This window comes from Candidatus Melainabacteria bacterium, assembly GCA_016193285.1.
Lineage (GTDB): Bacteria > Cyanobacteriota > Vampirovibrionia > 2-02-FULL-35-15 > 2-02-FULL-35-15 > JACPSL01.
In genome coordinates this window covers 44,050-59,692 of sequence record JACPSL010000012.1, presented here as the reverse complement: position 1 = coordinate 59,692, position 15,643 = coordinate 44,050, and the positions used below count along the sequence as shown (strand labels likewise).

The window sequence follows — 15,643 nt, the reverse complement described above, 5'->3', positions numbered from 1 at the left end:
AAAATTAAAAGCTTTTTTCTTGCTGTATAGTAATTATTTATGCGAGTAAATGACGCTACAACACCTAGCAAAACAAGCGCCGGTACTGGAGGGATTTCATCTCTTCAACAAGCTCCAGCAAGTAACTTATTAAAAGCTATGGATATACCTAGTGTTATAAAAACATTAGAACCATATGTTGTTTATAAACCTAAACCAGCTACAGGCGGGTTTAAGGAATGGACAAAAGAGCAATGGGATAAGTATTGTACAGATGTAAGTGATTACCCAGTTGTACTAATGTTGATAAGAAGGAACCAACAGCTTGAGTTAGCTGTTGGAGCAGTGGCTAGCACTAGAACAGACGAGCAAGAAGATACTAAGATTGTACTAATATCACCAGTCTTTGATCTCAGAGTAACACAAGGCTCTGCAAATATTTATGCTCTAAAAAATATGATCAATCAAGCTAGAACAAAACACGAAAAAGAGCTTGGTGAAACTACACCTGAAGCTGAGCAAGTTCATTCAGGATATTCAGCTGCACAAGATTACATGCTCAAGAAGCAATATCCTGATGCAACAACAGTAATCTCTGGTAACGGTTCTAAGAGTTACGATGTACACGATGTACTTTTTGTAGATTTTCTCGGTTATTATTTTAAGACAGACAGATTTGAGACCAGCCCACAACGTTTTCATTTTTAAAAAAAGTGAACTGGTATAAAAAAGAAAACAATAATCTAACGTTAAACATTTACGTTATTCCTCGCTCTTCAAAATTAGAAATTGTTGGCATATACAATGACTCACTAAAAATTAAATTAAAATCCCCTCCACAAGATAATGCTGCAAATGAAGAATTAGTTAGATTTTTAGCTGAAAAACTAAAAATACCAAAATCAAATATCAAGATTATTAAAGGGCATAAACAAAAAAGAAAAACAATTATAATATCTTCATGCAAACATTTAATCTTGTCTTATCTGGTGGCGGAGTTAGATCTTATGCTCATTTAGGTGTTTATAAATATTGTTTTGAGAATGAAATAAAGTTTAATGAAATTATTGCAGTGTCAGGTGGTTCTTTAATAGCACCATTTATCTTTTTAAGAAAAGACCCTAAAGATGTAATTAATCTTTTTAAAGAAGAAAAAATGCATAAAAAGTTGTTCCCATTTTGGTTTATATCAGATAAGTTTGAATTTTTATTTACAGAACCTACAACAATAAAAATTGGGGAGTGGATAGAAAAACAATTTACAAAAAATGAACTAAAAGAAATTGAACTTGTTAGTAAATTACATATCATGGCAACCAAAAGCCCAAGATGTGGAATAAAAGCTATGTACACAGACATGTTAAAAATTACTGACTTAAAAAATTCAATTGCAGCAAGTTGTGCAATTAGTGGTATTTTTAAAGAACACGAGGTAGGCAACTGTACATATATTGACGGTGGACACTGGAATTCTTGTCCAATATTTTTTAATTTTCAAGACAACTTCCTTTCATTATTAGCTATTAGTCTTGGTTATGTTGGTTTAAAAGAAAACGAAGGTGGAAAAATATCAAAAATTATTCAAGGATTTGAAATCTTATCCTTTGCAAGAGTTCAAGAAGACATTAACAGATGGAAATTTGAAAAAGACTGCAAACAAAGAGGGGATTTATTTGTAATAAATCCAGCTGTATGGAATGTAAGCTCATTAGATTTTAATTTAAAAAACTGGCAAATCGACGAGATTATTAATGCTGGTTATCTTGCAGCAAGAAGAATACTTTCAGAATATAAGGGTGCATCAAGTAACAAAAATGCACTAATCTAAATTTACAAACACACTTTTTACTTGTGTATAAAGTTCTAGCGCATGTAGTCCACCTTCACGTCCAAACCCGCTTTGTTTGTAGCCTCCAAATGGTGTAGCTGGATCAAAGATATTGTAACAATTTACCCAAACTGTCCCTGCTTTTAATGCTCTTGCAACTGCATGTGCTTTTTTAATGTCCTTTGTCCATACACCGCTAGCAAGGCCGTATGTAGTTTCATTCCCTTGAAACACTGCATCATTAACATCTTTAAATGGAATTGCACTTACAACAGGTCCAAAAATTTCTTCTTGTGCAATTCTCATTTTATTGTTAACATTTGCAAAAATAGTTGGCTCTACAAAATATCCTCTTTGTAAGTCACCATCTTTTGCTCTTTCACCACCACATACTGCTTTTGCTCCTTCTTTTTTACCAATATCCAGATATCCAGTTACTCTTTTTAACTGGTCTTCACTAACAAGTGGCCCCATTTGAGTTTCTTCACTTAAGCCAGGACCAAGTTTTATTTTTCTTGCTCTGTCTGAAAGCTTTGATACAAAGTCTTCATAGATTGGTTTTTCTATAAAAAGCCTAGTACCAGCACAACAAACCTGACCTTGATTAAAAAATACACTTCCCATACATCCTCTTAATGCACCTTCAAGATCACTATCCATAAAAACAATGTTTGGTGATTTCCCTCCAAGTTCAAGTGAAACTCTTTTTAAGTTTCCTGCTGAAGCTTTTATAATTTCCCGGCCTGTAGTATATTCTCCTGTAAAGGCTACTTTATCTACATCTATGTGACTTGATAAAGCAGCACCAGCAGTAGGCCCAAAGCCTGGACAAATATTTATAACACCAGCTGGAAATCCTGCTTCCATAATAAGTTCACCAAGCCTAAGAGCAGTAAGTGGTGTTTGTTCTGCAGGTTTTAATACTACACAATTCCCACAAGCAATTGCTGCTGCAATTTTCCATGCTGCCATAAGAAGAGGAAAGTTCCATGGAATAATTTGGCCAACTACACCAACGGGCTCACGTAAGGTATAAGTAAAATAATTCCCACATGAGACTGGAAGTGTCTCACCATGTATTTTTGTAGCCCAGCCAGCATAATATCTAAAATGTTCTACAGTAAATGGAACGTCTACTGCTCTTGATTCATTAATTGGTTTTCCATTATCCAAGGTTTCAAGTTGTGCAAGCTCTTCTGAATTTTTTTCAACTAAATCTGCAAGCTTAAGTAAAAGCTGTTGCCTTTGATATGGAGTAACTTTTTTCCACTCTCCTTCAAATGCTTTTCTTGCAGCCTTAACTGCCTTATCAATATCTTCACTAGAAGCCTCACAAACTTTTACAATTACTTCACCTGTTGCAGGATTAATTGTGTCAAAAGTTTTTCCAGATTTAGCACTTACAAACTCACCACCAATTAACATTTTTTTTGGTGCAGAACTTAAAAACTTTACTACTGATTGATGTAACTCTAATTGTTTTGTTGCCATTGGTTTTCTCCTTTTTTCGTTAAGTGTACTTATAAATAAATTATAAGTCTTTATCTTCTTCTTTCAATTAATCCCATTAAAGAATTAACATTTTCGGAAAGCACTTTGTCTTGCTCAAGTTTTTTCTTAATTTGTTTATAAGCATAAATTGCAGAACTATGAGTCCTCTTAGATAATAATTCTCCAATTCTTGGAAAACTTAACCCTGAATTATGTAAGAGATAAATAGCAATATGTCTTGGCAATGTTAAATCAGAAGACCTTTTTAAACTAATTAAATCGTCAGAGGAAATATTGTAAAAAGAGGCAACAATCTTAAGCATGGTTTCTGGAGATGGTTTATTACAAGAGGAATGATTTGACGATAAAACTCTTTGAACATTTTTTAAATTTATTTCTTCTTGAGTAAAAGAAAAATATGCATGAACTCTCTTTAATACACCTTCAAGTTCTCTTATATTATTTGAATACATAGTCGCAATATACTCTGCAACATCCATTTGCAAATTAATATTTAAACGTTCAGCTTTTAAAAGAATGATGGCCGTTCTGGTTTCAAGATCAGGAAATTGAATATTTGCAATTAACCCGCCTTCAAACCGACTTCTTAGTCTGTCAGCAATAGAAGACAAAGAGCTTGGAGGCCTGTCTGCAGTTAGAATTACTTGCTTGCCATTTTCTTTGAGTGTATTAAATGTATGAAAAAATTCTTCCTGAGTTGCTTCCTTTCCAGCTAAAAACTGAACATCGTCAATCATTAAAATATCCACGTGCCTGAATTTTTCTCTAAACCCAGACATTGAATTGGTTCTTATAGATTGGATCAACTCATTTGTAAAAGATTCAGAGCTTGTATATTTTACATGAGCATTCTTATTTTCACTCATTGCATAGTTTGCAATTGCATGTACTAAATGAGTTTTTCCAAGGCCAACTCCACTATAAATAAATAATGGGTTATATAACTCCCCTTGTGTTTCAGCAATAGCAAGTGCAGCAGCATGACAAAACTGATTACATGGCCCAACAACAAAATTTTCAAAAGTATAAGAAGGATTTAAATTTGTTGCGGACTGAGGGCTGAGGGCCAAGGGTTGAATTTCTACTTCTTTTAAATTTGCAATTGATGAAACAAACTCACTTATCTTTAAATCACTTTTAACAACAATTTCTAATGTGATTTTCCTTTTAATTGTTTTTTCAATGCAATATGAAATCTTATCTATGTAGCATTGTTTGAGAAAGTTCTTATTAAATTCATTTTTTACTGCAAGAGTAGCTTTATCTTCTTTTAGCTCAATGAGCTTAGAAGGCTTTATCCAAGTTTGAAAGCTTGGGCCTTTTATTTCCTTAGAAAGATGGACTTGAACATCTTGCCAAATTTTTTCAACATCATAATTCATAACAAAGACTCTTTAGCTTTTTAAAGCGGACTTATGAGCTTAACATGAAAAAATTGAGAATTAAGAATTGAGAATTGAGAATTTATGTTATAAATATTGGTGTTGCAAAAACATAAGGGAAACAATCAATGAAACGAACTTTAGGTGGATCAAAAAGAAAAAAAATTAAAACTAGTGGTTTTAGGGCAAGATTAAAAACCAAAGCAGGTAGAAACGTATTAAAAAGAAGAAGGTTAAAAGGTCGCAAGAGACTTGCAATAAGTTAATTTATTATGCTACCTAAATCTGAAAGACTAAAAGATAGAAGTCTTTTTAATTTTATTTTTAATCCTAGGAATAAAATGAAACGAAGGCTAAGTTCTAATTTATTAAGTCTTTATTATTTATTTAAGAGAAAAGATATTAACAAGTTACCTAAAGCTGCTTTTATTGTAGGTTTAAAAGTAGACAAAAGAGCAACTAAAAGAAATTTAATAAAAAGAAGAATGAGAGCTGCATATCAATTAATTAAAAACACATTTCTTTTACAAAATAAAACCATTCCAAATGTTTTGATATGGATAGCAAATCCAGGCATAAAGAATTCTACCTTCATGCAAATAAGAGATACAATGGAAGACTTGTTAAGAAAAATTAATTAGGTATATGTTTACAAAAGTTTTTTCTACAATACACACATTCCTTTATATGGCCCTTCCTTTTTCAACCAACTTATGGCAAAAGACAAGATTTTTAAGATCTTTATTTGGCTTTTTTGAATGTCGTTTTTATCCAAGTTGTTCTGATTATTTTTTAGAATCAATTCAAAAACATGGCCTGTTTATTGGCCTTGCTCTCTCAGTTAAAAGGATTTTAAGATGTCATCCATTATGTGAAGGAGGGATAGACGAAGTACCGAGGTTTCGAGGTTACAAGGTTTCGAGGTTACAAGGTTATGAGGTTGCGAGGTTAATTCATGGATTTTAGTTTAATAACATATCACTTTATTTTGCCAATGCTTGATTTTTTCAATCGTACTTTAGGGAGTTACGGCTGGGCAATTATTGCAGTAACAATACTTGTAAAAATTATTCTTTATCCACTTACAAAACAACAAACTGAATCAATGCGAAAAATGCAAGCACTTCAGCCTAAAATAAAAATTCTTCAGGACAGATTTAACCAACAAAAAGAAAGATATAAAGATAAGCCAGGGAAATTAAAAGAAGTACAAGCTGCATTTCAAAAAGATATGATGGAATTTTATCAAACTAATAAAGTAAATCCTCTTGGTGGTTGTTTCCCAATGTTATTTCAGCTCCCAATTTTAATTGCTCTTTTTTGGGCTTTCAATGGTTCTCCATTTAAACCAGTTGCAATAACTGTACCAGTAGAAATTTTAAACAAAGATCAAACATTAAATGAACAAATAAAAGGTTCATCTACACCAACTATTTTTGTTGGTAAGAAAGGAGAAAAAGGAAGATTAGTTTTAAACCCTGGTCCTGTAAGGATTCCAGCTAATAAAGAAATTACATACAGTATTTTTAAGCTTGAAGGAAATATAAATGGGATTACAGAAAACATTCAGTGGCAACTTTCTGACAGGCCATACTATACACCAGGATATACAGCAAAAGACTTAAACTCTTTTGCTGAAATTAAAGTAAAGCCTGATAATAACGTTACTTTAAAAACAAAGCAACCTACAAAAGTTTACTTACAAGCAATCTTACCTGGCAGTTCTGAAAAAGATAATTTCTTGTTTATAAGTGGACTTGGAAAAACTGGGGCAGTTGATCCAATAAGTGGAAAACTAAACATGGATATAATAATTTTAGTTTTTTTGTTTGTAGTAACAATCTGGCTTTCTGGAAAAGTTACTGCAAAATCTTCACCACCTCCAATAGATTTAAAACAAGCTGAGATGCAAAAAACAATGCAAAAAATAATGCCGTCCATGGTAGGTGTAATGACTTTAATGTTTCCTGTCCCTGCAGGGGTACTTTTATATTTTGTAGTAAGTGGTTTTATTCAAGCATTGCAAACATGGATGGTAATGAGAACATAACTTATGCGTAATCAATTTGGCCAATCATTAATTGAACTTATGGTAAGCGTAGTGATTATTACTACTGCTTTATCTGGAATTATTGCAATATTTCCATACATTATTCAAAAAAATGTCAGGATTCAAATGCAAAACCAGGCAGTTAATCTAGCTCAAAACGAATGGGAAAGGTTAAAGTCACTAAGCTATTATGATCAAGAACTTGACGCACTAGGCAGTACAGATGGTATGACAGTCGTTAAAAATGTTAAAGATTTTTTAGTAAGAGTTACTGTTAAGTATATTGATCCAAAAACTGTGGGGAGGCCTGAAAACTATCCAGTTAACATATCTGAAGATACTGGACTTAAAGAAGTAACTATAAGTGTTAAAAGAAAAGACAATATTGGAGCACAAACTAATATCATCACTTATTTTTCAAAAGCAAAACCAGGCAAGGGTTAGCATATTATACATTGGTTAAAGCCTCATAACTTTTGTAAATTTTTTTTAATCAACATTAAATATGGATAATTAATAACTTGAATTTTTTATTAATTGTGAGTATGCTTATAGTAGCCATTTGATAAGACACTAAATCAAAGTGGGCAACACAAGCTAGTATAATTGACCCAAAGGAGAGCGGAAAAATTAACCGCAGTGTTAAATCAAATCGGTAAGTAGGTCGGTTCTCTAGCTTCTCTAGAGAATTAACAAACAATAAAAAGTAATAAAAGGAAATAACCCCCTGTGTTAGAGCTCATACAGGGGGTTACTTTTTGGAAGATGTTATCCAAAAATTAACCAACATTTGTTTTACTTTGTAATTAGTCAGGTACTCCCTATGGAAGTAAACTCAATAAATTCATCAAACCAAACAAGCAGAGCTGATGCTCAAAGCACTACAGATACTAAAAGAAGCGAAGGACTAAAAAAACTTAAAGAGGAACAAGCAGCACTATTAGCTAAGCTTAAAAAAGTAAGAGGACAACCAGACGAAGAAAACAAACTTCAAAGTGCATTAGTTCAAACTCAATATAAAATAAATCAAGAAAGTATTTAAAAATTAATTTACACTAATCCTTTAATTCCTTTAACAAGAAGATAACCTGTTTATGTTTTACTGTAGAAGTCTATTACTATTAAACTAAATTAGAGAACTATATGGTACATACATCTATTACAACATCCACCCAACCAATAGCAGCAGTAACAACAAAGAAGGGCATTCCACAGGTTGTAAATGGACGTAATCCCAATGGAGACTCTGTCATACCTTTAACTGCTACTGGTAGAAATACTTCAACTAGTAACAATATAGAAGAGAAAAAAGCACTAGGACCACCAGATAGAATTGTTACACTTCCAGTTGAGAAGCCTACTACACGTCCCTCTTATGATCCTGTTGTTAGACCTGGGCCTTCTGGACCTCCTACTGTTACACTTCCAGTTGAGAAGCCTACTACACGTCCCCCCTATGATCCTGTTATTGTCCCTGGGCCTTCTGGACCTCCTGATGTTACACTTCCAGTTGAAAGGCCTATTACACCCAGCCCTCATGATCCTGTTATTGGATCTCCTCCAACAAACTCAAATCCCACTGTTGGAGTTCCAGAGAATGAAAGTCCTTCGTGGATGACTGCTCTTACTTCATTGCTTTCACTTTGGGAACTTTTTAATAGTTCAGGGGGAGGGCTTTTTGGTAGTTCAGGGAAAGGACTTTTTAGTAGTCTATGGGGAAGTGATGGAAGAGACGATGATCATTATGTAAGGAAGGGACTTTTTAGTAGTCTGTGGGGAAGTGATGGAAGAGACGATGATCATTATGTAATATACAAGTAGTTACATTCCTCTTAAGAAATAAAACTGAATAGTTGTTGTGGTGGAGAGGATAGTGAGGTGTTTAACAGTGGAGAAAATAACATTTTTACACAAGATGATCTCAGTATTAAATGAGCTAAATCATTCCTTTATCACCAATATCCCTACGATAATATTTCCCTTCAAAATCAATTCTTTCACATAATTTATATGCTAGGACTTGGGCATCTAAGAGATTGTCTGCAAGTGCAGTAACACCTAATACTCTTCCTCCATTTGAAACAAGCCTGCCATCAGTATCTCTTGCTGTACCTGCATGAAAAATAATTCCTTTGGCTTTTAAAATTGACTCAATTGTTTGTGGGTTTTTACCGCTAACAACTTCTATTGGCTCATTAAGTTTCTGAAATCCAATTGGAATACCCTTTTCATAGTTTTGAGGATAACCTTTTGAAGCAATAACTACACAAAGTGCAGCACCACCTAATCTGTGTAAACCTTCTTTATACTTTCCTAAGTCACCTTCAGTAACTGAAAAACAAATTTCAAAAAAATCTTCATCTAATAAAGGTAAAACAACTTGTGCTTCTGGATCTCCAAGTCTTGAGTTAAACTCAACAACTCTTGGATTTCCATGTTCATCAATCATAAGTCCAAGATAAAGAATGCCTTGATATGGATTACCTTCGCTAGCCATCCCAGTTAAAGTAGGAGAAATGATTTCTTCTTTTATTTTTCCAAGCAGCTCTGGGCTTACAAAAGAGACTGGTGCATATGCTCCCATTCCACCTGTATTTGGGCCATTATCGCCATCTTCTAATCTTTTATAATCCTGAGCTGTAGCTAATGTAACAGCATCTTTCCCATCACAAAATGCAAAAACAGAAACTTCTTGCCCTTTTAAAAAATCTTCAATTACTACAAGACTTCCTGCTCTGCCAAATTTCCCATCAAAACAATCATGAATAGCAATTTTAGCCTCATCAAGAGATTTAGCAACTGTTACTCCTTTACCAAGTGCAAGACCATCTGCTTTTACTACAATTGGAGGCTCTTTGGATTTTGCATAAGCTATAGCAAAATCCCTGCTATCAAAACATGCGTAAGATGCTGTAGGAATATTGTGCTTTAGCATAAACTCTTTTGCAAAATATTTTGACCATTCTAATTTTGCTGCGTTTTTTGTAGGTCCAAATATTCTAAGTCCTTTCTTCTTAAAATGATCAACAATACCAAGAGATAAAGGTTCATCCATACCAACAATTGTTAGATCAATTTTTTGTGCAATTGCAGTTTCTGCTAATCTTTCAATATCGTGTGGCTTTACAGGGATACAAGTTGCTACTTCAGCAATACCTGCATTTCCTGGAGCACAAAATATATGAGTCACATGTGGACTTTGATGCAATTTCCAGCAAATTGCATGTTCTCTTCCACCACCACCAATTACTAAAACATTCATAATAAAAATTATATTACAGTTACGAAGTTACAAGGTTACGAGGTTACAAGGTTACGAGGTTACAAGGTTCATAACTTCGTAACTTCCCAACCTCAGTTCATGATAGATTAGAAAAAGCTATGACTAAAAAAAGAAAATATTTTTTATTTTCATGTTTCTTTACTTCCTTACTTCTTTGCTTCTCTACTTCTTTTACAAGTTCTAAGGAATTAAAACCACTTTTACATTTTGTCCAGATCTCTGACATTCATCTTCAACATTCATATGCAAAAGATGCAGAGAGACTACTTGGAAGCTCTGAAAAACTTTTAACTAGTGCTGTTGAACAAATAAATAATATAAAAGATCTGGATCTTGTTTTAGCTACAGGAGATCTTGTAGACACACCAGAAGAAGACTTAGTAGATAAGTTTATTAATATTACTATGTCATTAAAATATCCATTGTATGTTTTACTTGGCAATCATGATGTAAGTATAGGTGGTGGACTTGGTAAAAAAGGATTTATTAAAAAATTTAGTAGAGACGGGGTTAACCCCGTCTCTACTTATTATTCTTTTTTGCCTAATGAAAAGTTTAAATTTATTTGTCTTGATGGCACCACAGATAAAATTGTTACAGCACTTGGGCAAATTGATGACAAGCAACTTAAATGGTTACATGATGAGTTAGAAAATAGTAAGGATAGGTTTGTAATCATTGCTATTCATTTCCCAATAGTTGAACCATATAAAAGTAAGGATCATTTTATTGTTGAACCAGACAGAACTAAGCTTTTAAATTTAATTAAAGAATATAAAAATGTTCTTGCAGTATTTAGTGGTCATTATCATGCTGCAAAATTATCCAAAATTAAAAATATAATTCACAACAGCTGTCCTGCTGTTGTTCAATACCCAAATGCATTTAGAGAAATTACTATCTACAATGATGATCCTAAACATATTTTATTTGATTTCAAGTGGCATGAAGTAAATGGTGAAGAACTTAGGAATAAAAGTAAAAATAGCTCCAGGGCTTGGTCTTTAACACAAGGAGAAGCAAAGGACAGAGAAGGGCTTATTAAATTAAAGAAATATTAGCATTATTATTTCTTACCTGTTATACTTAACAACAATCTTGCTAAGGTCAACAAAATTATTAGGCTATGCCTCATTTGCTGTATTAAGTGCAGCATTAGCTCATCCATTACCTCAAGCCAGTGCAAATGACACAATAAAAAACAAACCTACTTCAAGCATTGAAAAAGTTGAGCTACCTAAAATACCACAAGATCCAAAAGAAGCTGAAACTGAACTTGTTAGGGAACTAATTGATAACAGAGCTGAATATGCTGCACAAATCTTAGAAGATTTTGCAAAAAGGTTAAAACAAAGTAATCTCTCTAAAAAAGCAAGTGATATAAAGTTAGAATCTTTTGAACTATCAAAAGCAATTAATACTGAAAATATGGATATTCCAAGGCTACACAAGTTTCTTAAAACAATAGAACAAGCAGCCATTTTAATTGAAGAATTAATTAACAAGATAGATCCTGCTAAAGTTCAGTGGGAAAATCCGGAGAACTACTATCTTTTATTTGACGCAGAAGGTCTTTATGATTCAACTAGAAGAGCAAGCCGGCTTCAAAGCTGGCTCTTAAACTATGAACCTCCCAAGCCTCTTACATATAATTCTCCATACGGATTTAATAAAACTAAATTAGAAAAAATACTAAGCAATCAAGAAGATCCTTCTGCCGAACAAGAAAATGGAAACAATAATGGCAAAGTTAATTTATCATCGTGGATCCAGGAAGCAAGAAAAGTTCAAAAAGCTCAAAAAGAAAAAGAACTTGAGGCAATAAGAAGGCTACACAATTTAAAAAAGTAGAATAAATTTCTGACCAGCTTTTAAAGCTTCTTCAATTCTTGAAATATCTTTCCCACCAGCTTGTGCAAAATCATCGCGACCGCCACCACGACCACCAGTTACCTCTGCAATTTTGTTTACAAGTTCTTTGGCTTTTAAGCCTTTCTGGATAAGGTCTTTTGTGATGCCTACATAAAATGTTAGAGACGTTGCGAGCAACGTCTCTACATTTACAATTACAGCAACTAGTTTTGTCTCTGATTTAATTTTATTTTCAATATAGATTTTAATTGCATTTGATCCATAATCATCTGACTTGGGAATAAAAAGTAAAACATCATTTGGTAATTTTTGTATTTTGTCTTCTTGCATCTTTAATTTTTCCAAACTAAGAGCAGTTTTTTTTTCTTCTTGTATCTTTTTTACTTCTAGCTCCTTTTCTTTCTGTGATTTTAATTCTCTTTCTTTTTCTTGCTTAACCATGTACTCTCTTAGTGCCTCTCCACTAACTGCTTCTATTCTTCTTGTACCAGCACTAATTGAGCTTTCTTTAATTATTTTAAATTCACCTATTTCACTAGTGTTTTTTACATGCGTTCCACCACAAAACTCAACACTTGCAAGTTCTTTTTCATCCCCCATTTTTATGACTCTTACAAAATCACCATACTTATCCCCAAAAAATGCCAGAGCACCTGTTTTTATTGCATCATCAAATGACATTTCTTTTATTTCTACTGGTAGTTTTTTTTGAATCCAGTTATTTACCATGTCTTCAATCATTTTAATTTCTTCTGGTTTTGCTCCTCGATCAAGCGTAAAATCAAATCTTGTTCTTTCATAATTTACCTCTGAACCTGCTTGCTGAAGGGTTTCTCCAAAGATCTTTCTAAGTGCTGAGTGCATAAGATGTGTAGCACTATGGTGATGTTTTGTGCGAGTTCGTCTTTCTAAGTCAATTTCACATGAAACATTATCTCCAATTTTTATTTCTCCAGATTTTACCTGTACATGATGCATAAAGAGTCCTTCAAATTTTTGTGTATCAGTAACTATAACCTTAGGTCTCTGGTCTATAGTCTCTAGTCTTTGGTCTCTAATAATTCCAATATCACCTACTTGTCCTCCAGATTCAGCATAAAAAACAGTCTTGTCTAAAATAATTTCACCACTTTCTCCTTCTTTTATTTTTTCTACTCTTTCTCCACTTGAGTTTAAAATTGCAAGAACTTTTGCATCACATCTTTCTACTTCATATCCTAAAAATTGTGTAGTTCCAAGTTCTTTTAAAAGATCTCCATAATTTTTTTTATCTGTTAACTTAACTGCAAAAACATCTTTGTTTGAAACTTCTGAATGCTTTTCTTTTGCAGTTTCAAAACTTACAAGATTAACTTCTTTATCCTTTTCTTTTGCAATATCAATAGTTAATTCAACTGGAAAACCATAGGTAGAATATAAATTAAAAGCATCTTCTCCTGAAATTATTTTCCCTGGTTTTAAAAATAAATTATCCAAATAAACAAGTCCTCGTTCAATTGTTTCTAAGAACTTTTCTTCTTCTCGTTTAACTACCTCAATAGTTAAATTTATGTTTAACAGCTCAGTGTAAACCACTGAATAATTTTCTGTCACTACTCCTGGTAATTTATATAAAAATGGCTCTCTCATACCAAGCAAGTAACCAAATCTTGCTGCTCTTCTAATTAGCATGCGGAGTACATAACCACGTCCTAAATTGCTAGGTCTTATTCCATCTGCAATTAAAAAACAAATACAACGAATGTGATCGGTAATGATTCTTGTTTTTAAATCAGATTTACCCTTCGTTATTTCACAAACTGTGTCTAGAATCGGTTTTAAAAGATCTGTTTCAAATGTACTTGGTTTACTCTGTAAAATAAGAGCAATTCTTTCTAGTCCAGCTCCTGTGTCTATATTTTTTTTCGCAAGTAATTTAATCTTCCCTTCTTCATCTTTTTCAAATTCCATAAAAACAAGATTCCAGATCTCTAAATATCTCTCATCTGGATCTTTAAAATCAGGCCCTCTGTCAAAATAAATCTCAGAACATGGTCCACAAGGACCTGTTGGCCCTGGAGGACCCCAAAACACATCTTTCCTACCTAGTTTTTTAATTTTACTTTCATCTAAACCAAGTTTTTTCCATAAATCATAAGCTTCACTATCAAAAGGTGTTATTTTATCTCCCTTAAAAACAGAGACAATCAACTTTTCCTTTGGCAAGCTTAAAATCTTTGTTACATAATCCCATGCCCAAGAAATTGCTTCAGATTTAAAATAATCTCCAAAACTAAAATTTCCAAGCATTTCAAAAAACGAGTGATGTCTTGTTGTTCTCCCAATATTTTCAAGATCAGAATCTTTTCCTCCAACACGTGTACATTTTTGAATAGTTGCTGCACGTTTAAATTCAGGTTCTTTTAAATCTAAAAAATATGGTACAAACTGAACCATGCCAGCTCCTGTTAATAAAAGTGTTGGATTGTCTGGTATTAAAGAGCTGCTCTTGACATATGTGTGACCATGCTCTTTAGAAAAAAAACTAATCCAAGACTCACGAATTTCTTTTGAGGTTGCTGGTCCCATTCTGAATAATTATATATCACGAATTCAATTCTTCAAATAATTTCTCCATCATGCTTCTGTCCTTCTTTCCAACACGTGATTCAACACCACTATTTAAATCAACTGCAAAAGGTTTTACTCTTTTAATTGCACTTTGAATATTATAAGGATTTAAACCTCCTGCAAGGATAATTGGTAACCTTGATTTTGAAACTATTTCTTGCGCAATATTCCAGTCAGATGGCTTTCTTGTCCCGCCCATTTGACTCTTTCTGTCATATGAATCAAGTAAAAAACAATCACAGGCTTTTTTGTATGCATTTAATTGTATAACTGATGCTTCTTTCGTAGGAAGAGCTTTAATTATTCTTAGAGACTTATTAAATCTTTTCAACTCATTACAGTAAGAAACTGGTTCTGTCCCGTGTAACTGAACAGTATTCACTCCAAAAAGATGAGTTAAATAAAGCACCTCACTTATACTTTCATCCTGAAAAACTAAAACAGGTTCAACTAACGGTGGTAATCTATCAATTATTTCTCTTGCTGTCTTTATATTGATTCGTCTTTTCGATCTTTTAACAAAGTTTAACCCAACAGCATGAATTGGAAATGAACAAACCATTCTTGCATCGTAAACTGATGTTATCCCACAGATTTTAATCCTTATATTGTGCACTTTTATTCCACCAATCCACTAATTGCATTTATTGTTATTGTTTTTTCTTTTAAATTAACCTCTGGAACTATTTCATCTACAAAAGGTATCATTATTTCTTTTCCTTCTTCATTTTTAATTACAAGAATATCATGCCCTGTGTTTAATATATGATCTACCTTTCCTATTAACTCACCAGTTTCGGTATAAACAGTTAAACCTTCTAAATCATGATAGTAATATTCGTTTTTTTGAAGCTCTTTAAACTCAATAGTTGAAACATAAACAGATAAACCTACTAAGCTTTCAGCAACCTCAATATTATCAATTCCCTCTAATGTAAACAGATGAACATTTTTATGTTTTTTTGATTTTAAAACTTTAAACTCTTGCTTAATAGTATTAGCTCCTTCTAAAAAAATTGAATTAATTTGTAAAAGATAATTAGATGGATTTATTAAAGGGATAATTTTTAAATCTCCCTTATTCCCAAATACGCCTACAATTGTGCCAATTAAAAACATACTGCTTT

At 32.9% G+C, this 15,643-nt stretch carries 18 protein-coding genes; 12 read left to right on the top strand and 6 right to left on the bottom strand.

The window, feature by feature from the left end; all coding sequences use genetic code 11:
• Positions 1-39: 39 nt before the first annotated feature.
• Genes HYY52_03080 through HYY52_03070 form a run of 3 tightly spaced genes read left to right on the top strand, consistent with a single transcriptional unit; the run spans position 40 to position 1,807 of the window.
• A complete protein-coding gene (locus HYY52_03080) occupies positions 40-687 on the top strand; it encodes a hypothetical protein (protein MBI2995676.1) in 648 nt (215 codons plus the stop codon).
• A gap of 5 nt (positions 688-692) precedes the next feature.
• A complete protein-coding gene (locus HYY52_03075) occupies positions 693-998 on the top strand; it encodes a YggU family protein (protein MBI2995675.1) in 306 nt (101 codons plus the stop codon).
• Positions 941-1,807, top strand: coding sequence for a patatin-like phospholipase family protein (locus HYY52_03070; GenBank protein ID MBI2995674.1), 867 nt, complete (start codon positions 941-943; stop codon positions 1,805-1,807). The genes HYY52_03075 and HYY52_03070 overlap by 58 nt, the downstream gene beginning before the upstream one ends.
• Here HYY52_03070 and HYY52_03065 read toward each other — a convergent pair.
• Positions 1,799-3,298: an aldehyde dehydrogenase family protein gene (locus tag HYY52_03065; GenBank protein MBI2995673.1), complete on the bottom strand. Its 1,500-nt coding sequence runs from the start codon at positions 3,296-3,298 to the stop codon at positions 1,799-1,801. The two genes, HYY52_03070 and HYY52_03065, sit on opposite strands and share 9 nt — an antisense overlap.
• A gap of 50 nt (positions 3,299-3,348) precedes the next feature.
• The gene (gene dnaA / locus HYY52_03060) at positions 3,349-4,701 is read right to left on the bottom strand and encodes a chromosomal replication initiator protein DnaA (GenBank protein MBI2995672.1); all 1,353 of its coding nucleotides are present in this window, start codon (positions 4,699-4,701) and stop codon (positions 3,349-3,351) included.
• A 128-nt stretch (positions 4,702-4,829) separates the two neighbouring features.
• Here dnaA and rpmH point away from each other — a divergent pair, with 128 nt between their 5' ends.
• The 7 genes from rpmH (at position 4,830) to HYY52_03025 (ending at position 8,572) form a co-directional block, all read left to right on the top strand.
• Positions 4,830-4,967: a 50S ribosomal protein L34 gene (rpmH, locus tag HYY52_03055; protein ID MBI2995671.1), complete on the top strand. Its 138-nt coding sequence runs from the start codon at positions 4,830-4,832 to the stop codon at positions 4,965-4,967.
• A 6-nt stretch (positions 4,968-4,973) separates the two neighbouring features.
• Complete coding sequence (rnpA, locus tag HYY52_03050; protein MBI2995670.1) at positions 4,974-5,342, top strand: ribonuclease P protein component; 369 nt, start codon at positions 4,974-4,976, stop codon at positions 5,340-5,342.
• A gap of 46 nt (positions 5,343-5,388) precedes the next feature.
• Positions 5,389-5,667: a membrane protein insertion efficiency factor YidD gene (yidD, locus tag HYY52_03045; protein ID MBI2995669.1), complete on the top strand. Its 279-nt coding sequence runs from the start codon at positions 5,389-5,391 to the stop codon at positions 5,665-5,667.
• Positions 5,657-6,751, top strand: coding sequence for a membrane protein insertase YidC (yidC, locus tag HYY52_03040; GenBank protein ID MBI2995668.1), 1,095 nt, complete (start codon positions 5,657-5,659; stop codon positions 6,749-6,751). The genes yidD and yidC overlap by 11 nt, the downstream gene beginning before the upstream one ends.
• A 3-nt stretch (positions 6,752-6,754) precedes the next feature.
• A complete protein-coding gene (locus HYY52_03035; GenBank protein MBI2995667.1) occupies positions 6,755-7,195 on the top strand; it encodes a prepilin-type N-terminal cleavage/methylation domain-containing protein in 441 nt (146 codons plus the stop codon).
• Positions 7,196-7,574: 379 nt separating this feature from the next.
• On the top strand, positions 7,575-7,793 hold the full coding sequence (locus tag HYY52_03030) for a hypothetical protein (GenBank protein MBI2995666.1): 219 nt from the start codon (positions 7,575-7,577) through the stop codon (positions 7,791-7,793).
• 101 nt (positions 7,794-7,894) lie between these two features.
• Positions 7,895-8,572, top strand: coding sequence for a hypothetical protein (locus HYY52_03025; GenBank protein ID MBI2995665.1), 678 nt, complete (start codon positions 7,895-7,897; stop codon positions 8,570-8,572).
• A gap of 115 nt (positions 8,573-8,687) precedes the next feature.
• Here HYY52_03025 and purD read toward each other — a convergent pair whose 3' ends face one another.
• Positions 8,688-10,013, bottom strand: a complete 1,326-nt coding sequence (gene purD / locus HYY52_03020) for a phosphoribosylamine--glycine ligase (protein ID MBI2995664.1) — start codon at positions 10,011-10,013, stop codon at positions 8,688-8,690.
• A 119-nt stretch (positions 10,014-10,132) separates the two neighbouring features.
• On the opposite strand from purD, the gene HYY52_03015 reads away from it, so the two are divergent.
• Both HYY52_03015 and HYY52_03010 read left to right on the top strand, forming a co-directional pair.
• The gene (locus HYY52_03015) at positions 10,133-11,095 is read left to right on the top strand and encodes a metallophosphoesterase (protein MBI2995663.1); all 963 of its coding nucleotides are present in this window, start codon (positions 10,133-10,135) and stop codon (positions 11,093-11,095) included.
• Positions 11,096-11,132: 37 nt separating this feature from the next.
• Positions 11,133-11,885: a hypothetical protein gene (locus HYY52_03010; protein ID MBI2995662.1), complete on the top strand. Its 753-nt coding sequence runs from the start codon at positions 11,133-11,135 to the stop codon at positions 11,883-11,885.
• On the opposite strand, the gene alaS is transcribed toward HYY52_03010, so the two are convergent.
• Genes alaS through rimM form a run of 3 tightly spaced genes read right to left on the bottom strand, consistent with a single transcriptional unit; the run spans position 11,874 to position 15,635 of the window.
• Entirely contained in the window at positions 11,874-14,474 is a 2,601-nt protein-coding gene (alaS, locus tag HYY52_03005; GenBank protein MBI2995661.1) for an alanine--tRNA ligase, read from the bottom strand. The genes HYY52_03010 and alaS overlap by 12 nt on opposite strands.
• Positions 14,475-14,490: 16 nt before the next feature.
• Positions 14,491-15,132, bottom strand: a complete 642-nt coding sequence (locus HYY52_03000) for a phosphoribosylanthranilate isomerase (GenBank protein MBI2995660.1) — start codon at positions 15,130-15,132, stop codon at positions 14,491-14,493.
• Between the two features lie 2 nt (positions 15,133-15,134).
• On the bottom strand, positions 15,135-15,635 hold the full coding sequence (gene rimM, locus HYY52_02995) for a 16S rRNA processing protein RimM (GenBank protein MBI2995659.1): 501 nt from the start codon (positions 15,633-15,635) through the stop codon (positions 15,135-15,137).
• Positions 15,636-15,643 lie beyond the last annotated feature (8 nt).

What these genes read in the sequence shown, in the direction of transcription:
- HYY52_03080 (MBI2995676.1), top strand. Translation starts at nt 40, where the DNA reads ATGCGAGTAAATGACGCTACAACACCTAGCAAAACAAGCGCCGGTACT.
- HYY52_03070 (MBI2995674.1), top strand. Translation starts at nt 941, where the DNA reads ATGCAAACATTTAATCTTGTCTTATCTGGTGGCGGAGTTAGATCTTAT.
- HYY52_03065 (MBI2995673.1), bottom strand. Translation starts at nt 3,298, where the DNA reads ATGGCAACAAAACAATTAGAGTTACATCAATCAGTAGTAAAGTTTTTA.
- dnaA (MBI2995672.1), bottom strand. Translation starts at nt 4,701, where the DNA reads ATGAATTATGATGTTGAAAAAATTTGGCAAGATGTTCAAGTCCATCTT.
- rpmH (MBI2995671.1), top strand. Translation starts at nt 4,830, where the DNA reads ATGAAACGAACTTTAGGTGGATCAAAAAGAAAAAAAATTAAAACTAGT.
- rnpA (MBI2995670.1), top strand. Translation starts at nt 4,974, where the DNA reads ATGCTACCTAAATCTGAAAGACTAAAAGATAGAAGTCTTTTTAATTTT.
- yidD (MBI2995669.1), top strand. Translation starts at nt 5,389, where the DNA reads ATGGCCCTTCCTTTTTCAACCAACTTATGGCAAAAGACAAGATTTTTA.
- yidC (MBI2995668.1), top strand. Translation starts at nt 5,657, where the DNA reads ATGGATTTTAGTTTAATAACATATCACTTTATTTTGCCAATGCTTGAT.
- HYY52_03035 (MBI2995667.1), top strand. Translation starts at nt 6,755, where the DNA reads ATGCGTAATCAATTTGGCCAATCATTAATTGAACTTATGGTAAGCGTA.
- HYY52_03030 (MBI2995666.1), top strand. Translation starts at nt 7,575, where the DNA reads ATGGAAGTAAACTCAATAAATTCATCAAACCAAACAAGCAGAGCTGAT.
- HYY52_03025 (MBI2995665.1), top strand. Translation starts at nt 7,895, where the DNA reads ATGGTACATACATCTATTACAACATCCACCCAACCAATAGCAGCAGTA.
- purD (MBI2995664.1), bottom strand. Translation starts at nt 10,013, where the DNA reads ATGAATGTTTTAGTAATTGGTGGTGGTGGAAGAGAACATGCAATTTGC.
- HYY52_03015 (MBI2995663.1), top strand. Translation starts at nt 10,133, where the DNA reads ATGACTAAAAAAAGAAAATATTTTTTATTTTCATGTTTCTTTACTTCC.
- alaS (MBI2995661.1), bottom strand. Translation starts at nt 14,474, where the DNA reads ATGGGACCAGCAACCTCAAAAGAAATTCGTGAGTCTTGGATTAGTTTT.
- rimM (MBI2995659.1), bottom strand. Translation starts at nt 15,635, where the DNA reads ATGTTTTTAATTGGCACAATTGTAGGCGTATTTGGGAATAAGGGAGAT.